Here is a 6,087-nt window from a genome sequence, read left to right as displayed (position 1 = left end):
GGCGCGTAGTCCGGCAGAACCGCCTCGACCTTGCCTTGCTCCTTGAGGAACACCGCGGTGTCGGTGATGGCCTTGGTGGTTGGTGCGCCGAGGCTGATGACCTGGTCGGCCGCCAGTGGGTAGACGTTGCCCTGCAACAGCAGCGGGATGTCGCTGGCCTTGGCGCCGGAGAGTTTCACCAGCTTGTCGACGTTGCTCTGCTCGGCCAGCCAGGCTTTTGGGTCCTTGCGGTAATCGGCGTAGGCGTCCAGGGTCACCTTGGCGAAGGCGGTGACGATTTGCGGGTGCTTCTCGGCGAAGTCCTTGCGCACGATCCAGGCGTCGAAGGTCGGCGCGCCGAACTGGGCCAGTTCGCCGGAGGTGATCAGCACCTTGCCGTTTTCCTTGGCCACGCCCAGCGCTGGGTCCCAAACGTAGGTGGCGTCGATGTCGCCGCGTTTCCAGGCGGCGATGATCGCCGGTGGCGCGAGGTTGAGAATCTGTACTTTCGACGGGTCGATTTTCCAGTGCTTGAGCGCGGCCAGCAGGCTGTAGTGGCCGGTGGAAACGAAGGGCACGGCGACTTTCTTGCCGACCAGGTCCTGGGGTGTCTTGATCCCGGATCCGTCGCGGGCCACCAGGGCCTCGGCGGCACCGATCTGGGTGGCGATGAGGAAGGTTTCCACCGGCACCTTGCGGGTGATCGCGGCGGTCAGCGGGCTGGAACCGAGGTAGCCGATCTGCACATCGCCCGAAGCGATGGCGGCGATGATGTCGGCGCCGTTGTCGAACTTGCGCCAGTCGATCTTGGCCTGGGTGACTTTTTCGTAGGTGCCGTCGGCCTGGGCGACCTTCGCTGGATCGACGGTGGTCTGGTAGGCGACGGTGACGTCGGCTGCCTGGGCGAAGAAGCTCGCGGTGGCCAGGGAGACGGCCGCCAGGAGGCGAAGGGGAAAGTGCAGTTTCATCATGAAGCTCCTCGACAGGCGACCAAGTGTGGACGTGGGAGGAGACTAAATGATCTAAAAATCTAAAAATAAATAACTTTTTAGAATTAGCTTAAAAGAGGAATCTTCTAAAGAGAGCACTTTTTTGAAGGGGGACGCTTTGCGCTCCATCGCGAGCAAGCTCGCTCCTACGCATTGGTCTTCTGTAGGAGCGAGGCTTGCCCGCGATAAGCGCCGCAGGCGCTTAGTTGCTGATCGCCAGGATACTTGCCTGATACGAGCCGACAAACACGTCGAAATCGCCGACTTCGTTCTGCTCCAGCTCGGCCTGTTGCTGCAGGGAGCTGCGCGCCGCTTCTTCGAAACGCGCCTGGTCTTCCTTGTCCAGGGACTCGCTGCGGAAGAACTCGGCATGGGCCAGGCTCTGGCGCAGGGAGAACTGGCTGAAGCTTTCCTTGTGCTCCTGCATGGCGGCCAGGACCTGGGCCGAAGGCGTCAGGGACGCATCCTTGACCTTGGCCAGCTGGGCGTCCAGCGCCTTGCTGTGGGCGTCGCTGCCGTGGCTGCGGTCGAGCAGGGCGGCCAGCGGCGCGATCTTTTCCAGCAGTTCGCCGGCCCATTCCTTGAGCTCCACCGTCTGCCCCTGGCGCTGCAGGTGCAGGCCCGGACGGCGACCTTCCTTGACCACTTTGAGGAAGTTCGAGGTGGCGTTGCCGCACTCGTTGTTCTCCAGCAGCGGGCTTTCGTTGAGCGCGCAATACAGCAGGAAGGCATCGAGGAAGCGGGCTTCCTGCACGTCGATGCCCATCGGCAGGAATGGGTTGATGTCCAGGCAACGGACTTCGACGTATTGGATGCCGCGGGCCATCAACGCCTGGATCGGCCGCTCGCCAGTGTAGGTCACGCGTTTCGGGCGGATGTTGGAGTAGTACTCGTTTTCGATCTGCAGGATGTTGGTGTTGAGTTGGACCCACTCACCGTCCTGGTGGGTGCCGATCTCCACATAAGGCGCGTACGGCGTGGCGACGGCCTTGCGCAGGCTGTCGGTGTAACTGTTCAGGTCGTTGTAGCAAGGGGTCAGGCCGGCCTGGGCGTTGCTCTGGTAGCCCAGGTCGCTCATGCGCAGGCTGGTGGCGTACGGCAGGTACAGGGTCTCGGCGTCCAGCTGTTCCAGCTGGTGCGAGCGCCCGCGCAAGAAGCCCGCGTCCAGCGCCGGCGAGGCGCCGAACAGGTACATCAGCAGCCAGCTGTAGCGACGGAAGTTGCGGATCAGCGCGATGTACGCCGACGACTGATAGTCGCGGTCGCTGCCGACAAAGCCTTCGGCCTGCTTGAGCAGCGGCCAGAGCTGCTCCGGCAGGGAGAAGTTGTAGTGGATCCCGGCGATGCACTGCATGGTCTTGCCGTAACGCAGGGCCAGGCCCTTGCGGTACACGTACTTGAGCTGGCCGATGTTGGAGGTGCCGTAATAGGCGATCGGGATGTCTTCCTCGGCCGGCAACGGGCACGGCATCGATGGACTCCACAGGTACTCGTTGCCGAGTTTGCTGTAGGCGAAACGGTGAATCTTGTCGAGGCTGGCCAGGGTGTCCGCCGGATCGGACAGGGCTGGGGTGATGAACTCCAGCAGCGACTCGGAATAATCGGTGGTGATCTGTTCGTTGGTCAGCGCGGAACCCAGTTCTTCCGGGTGCGGGGTCTGGGCCAGGCGCGCTTCGCCGGTCACGCGCAGGCATTCGCGCTCGATACCGTGCAGGCACTGCTCGAGCAGAGAGAGGTTAGCGCGCTCGCCGAGCAGAGCCAGGCGGCGGTTGAGAAGTTCGCTCAAGTTGGATTCCTTCACGCGTCAGTCGCCCCAATATGGGGGTGGGCAGGACGGTCTACAAGGGTGAAGTTGAAACTGGCGTTTTCGCCTGGTCGTTGAGCCGGCCTGGCCCTATTTTGCAAGCACCACGCTTCATCCCTGAATCTGGCTTTAGCGCAGGCAGAAAACTCCGACGCCGCTTTCGCAGCGCCGAAATTAACTCAAATCGATGACAGGGAGCTAGGTTTGTCGATGTTCGAAGGCGGGCCGCGTCGCTAGCGGACGAATTGGCGTCGCGGCTGCCACCAAAGGGGCCCTCAGAGGACCGCGAACGTGCCTTGTGCCTTGGCGATCAGTTTGTCGCCTTGCATCACATCGGCCTCGACCACCAGGGTGCGGCGGCCCGGGTGGATCACTCGGGCGTGGCAGACCACGTCGCCCTCGGCGACGGCGCGGATGTAGTTGATCTTGCACTCGATGGTCGCGCTCTGCTGGTCGAAGCCGTGGGAGCTGGAACAGGCCAGCCCCATGGCGATGTCGACCAGGCTGAAGATCGCCCCACCGTGCAGCTTCTGGCCGCGATTGCGCAGCTGCGGCGTCAGCGTCAGGGCGACGTCGGCTTCCCCGACCTCCAGGTGCTGCAGACGGCAGCCGAGCAGTTGGCTGAACGCGCTTTCGGTCAAGCCGGCCGGGATCTCCATCAGCGTTTCTTCAACTGCTTGGCGTTGGCGAACAGCGATGCCATGGCGTTGTTGGTCGGCGCCGCGGCCACGCTTTCCTTGCGCGGGGCGCTGTTGCCCGACGAACGCGGTGCCGAGCCTGGACGCGAACCGCGAGCGCCGTCGATCTTCTCGCCCGGGGTGTCGCTCATGCGCATCGACAGGCCGACGCGTTTGCGCGGGATGTCGACTTCCATGACCTTGACCTTGACCACGTCGCCGGCCTTCACCGCTTCACGCGGGTCCTTGATGAACTTCTCCGACAGCGCCGAGATGTGCACCAGGCCGTCCTGGTGCACGCCGATGTCGACGAAGGCACCGAAGTTGGTGACGTTGGTCACCACGCCTTCGAGGATCATCCCCAGTTGCAGGTCCTTGAGGTCTTCGACGCCTTCCTGGAACTCGGCGGTCTTGAACTCGGGGCGTGGGTCGCGGCCGGGCTTGTCCAGTTCCTGGAGGATGTCGGTGACGGTCGGCAGGCCGAAGGTCTCGTCGGTGAACTTCTTCGGATCCAGGCGCTTGAGGAAGCCGCTGTCGCCGATCAGCGAGCGGATGTCGCGGTCGGTCTCGGCGGCGATGCGCTGCACCAGCGGATAGGCTTCCGGGTGCACCGCGGACGCGTCCAGCGGGTTGTCGCCGTTCATCACACGGAGGAAGCCGGCGGCCTGTTCGAAGGTCTTTTCACCCAGGCGGGCGACCTTCTTCAGCGCGGCGCGGGTCTTGAACGCACCGTTTTCATCACGGTGGCTGACGATGTTCTGCGCCAGGGTGGTGTTGAGGCCGGAGATCCGCGCCAGCAGGGCCACCGAGGCGGTGTTGACGTCCACGCCGACGGCGTTCACGCAGTCCTCGACCACCGCATCCAGGCCACGAGCCAGCTTCAGCTGCGACACGTCGTGCTGGTACTGGCCGACGCCGATGGATTTCGGATCGATCTTCACCAGTTCGGCCAGTGGGTCCTGCAGGCGGCGGGCGATGGACACCGCGCCACGGATCGACACGTCGAGGTCGGGGAATTCCTTGGCGGCCAGTTCCGACGCCGAATACACCGAAGCGCCCGCCTCGGAGACCATGACTTTGGTCATGCGCATGGCCGGGTATTTCTTGATCAGCTCGGCGGCCAGCTTGTCGGTTTCCCGGCTGGCGGTGCCGTTGCCGATGGCGATCAGGTCCACCGAGTGCTTGGCGCACAGCGCGGCCAGCACGGCGATGGTCTGGTCCCACTTGTTGTGCGGTACGTGGGGGTAAACGGTGGCGTGGTCCAGCAGCTTGCCAGTGGCATCCACCACCGCGACCTTGCAGCCGGTGCGCAGGCCCGGGTCGAGGCCCAGGGTCGCGCGCGGGCCGGCCGGAGCGGCCAGCAGCAGGTCGTGCAGGTTGTGGGCGAAGACGTTGATCGCCTCGGTTTCGGCGCTGTCGCGCAGCTCGCCCAGCAGGTCGGTTTCCAGGTGGGTGTAGAGCTTGACCTTCCAGGTCCAGCGCACCACTTCGCCGAGCCATTTGTCCGCCGGGCGGTTCTGGTTCTGGATGCCGACCTGCTGGCCGATCATGCCTTCGCATGGGTGCATGGTGCCCGGCAGTTCGTCGCCGACTTTCAGCGCGGAGCTGAGGATGCCTTCGTTGCGGCCACGGAAAATCGCCAGGGCGCGGTGCGACGGCATGCTCTTCAGCGGTTCGTCGTGTTCGAAGTAATCGCGGAACTTGGCGCCTTCCTCTTCCTTGCCGGCGATCACACGGGCACTGAGGGTGGCTTCCTGCTTGAGGTAGTTGCGCAGCTTGTCCAGCAGGCTGGCGTCTTCGGCGAAGCGCTCCATGAGGATGTACTTGGCGCCTTCGAGGGCGGCCTTCACATCGGCCACGCCTTTTTCCGCGTCGACGAAGCGCGCGGCTTCGCTTTCCGGGGTCAGGCTCGGGTCGTTGAACAGGCCGTCCGCCAGTTCGCCGAGGCCGGCTTCCAGGGCGATCTGGCCCTTGGTGCGGCGCTTCTGCTTGTACGGCAGGTAGAGGTCTTCGAGGCGAGTCTTGGTGTCGGCGAGCTTGATGTCGCGGGCCAGTTCCGGGGTCAGCTTGCCCTGCTCCTCGATGCTGGCGAGGATGCTGATGCGCCGTTCGTCGAGTTCTCGCAGGTAGCGCAGGCGCTCTTCCAGATGACGCAGCTGGGTGTCATCGAGGCTGCCGGTCACTTCCTTCCGGTAGCGGGCGATGAAGGGCACGGTGGAGCCTTCATCCAATAGAGCGACGGCCGCTTCGACCTGTTGTGGGCGTACACCGAGTTCCTCGGCAATGCGGCTGTTGATGCTGTCCATAAAACCACCTGACAAATTGTGAAAGCAGGCCCGCCGGCACGGAAAACTGGGCTCGGCGAGTCTGGTTGAGCGGCCTGGCGTGCGCCGCTGCCTGGATCAAAGGGCTGCCTGTTGACCCGTGAAATCGAACAATTACTGCCTGGCCGGGAAAAATAAAAAGTGGCCACGGGCGATAACGATCAGAGGTTGCCTGACACAAAAGGCGGCGCATTATAACCAGCGTTCCAGTCTTCGGGGGTATCGGCCCACTGGCGGCCGACGGCGGGTTTTCTGGCGGTTGAGGAAAAATCTGCTAACAATGCACACGGTGCGTATAACGGCAGCTACGCCAT

The 6,087-nt window shown here is 63.6% G+C and carries 4 protein-coding genes; all 4 read right to left on the bottom strand.

The features are described 5' to 3' along the window. A partial coding sequence (gene tauA, locus J4D52_RS27850) for a taurine ABC transporter substrate-binding protein (RefSeq protein WP_207272185.1) occupies positions 1-947 on the bottom strand: 947 nt, incomplete at its 3' end. Between the two features lie 223 nt (positions 948-1,170). Continuing rightward, positions 1,171-2,754 carry a glutamate--cysteine ligase gene (gene gshA, locus J4D52_RS27845; protein ID WP_097306122.1) on the bottom strand — a complete coding sequence of 528 codons (1,584 nt, stop codon included), beginning with the start codon at positions 2,752-2,754 and terminating at the stop codon, positions 1,171-1,173. Between the two features lie 293 nt (positions 2,755-3,047). Further along, on the bottom strand, positions 3,048-3,431 hold the full coding sequence (locus tag J4D52_RS27840; protein WP_102676414.1) for a PaaI family thioesterase: 384 nt from the start codon (positions 3,429-3,431) through the stop codon (positions 3,048-3,050). Continuing rightward, a complete protein-coding gene (locus J4D52_RS27835; RefSeq protein WP_102676413.1) occupies positions 3,431-5,755 on the bottom strand; it encodes a Tex family protein in 2,325 nt (774 codons plus the stop codon). Before J4D52_RS27835 ends, J4D52_RS27840 begins: the two co-directional genes overlap by 1 nt. Between the last annotated feature and the right edge of the window lie 332 nt (positions 5,756-6,087).

Origin of the sequence: Pseudomonas sp. GW460-12-10-14-TSB1, from assembly GCF_017349775.1 — a bacterium.
GTDB classification, from domain to species: domain Bacteria; phylum Pseudomonadota; class Gammaproteobacteria; order Pseudomonadales; family Pseudomonadaceae; genus Aquipseudomonas; species Aquipseudomonas piscium.
Note: the sequence above shows the minus strand (reverse complement) of the source record. Positions and strands in the feature narration are given on the sequence as shown.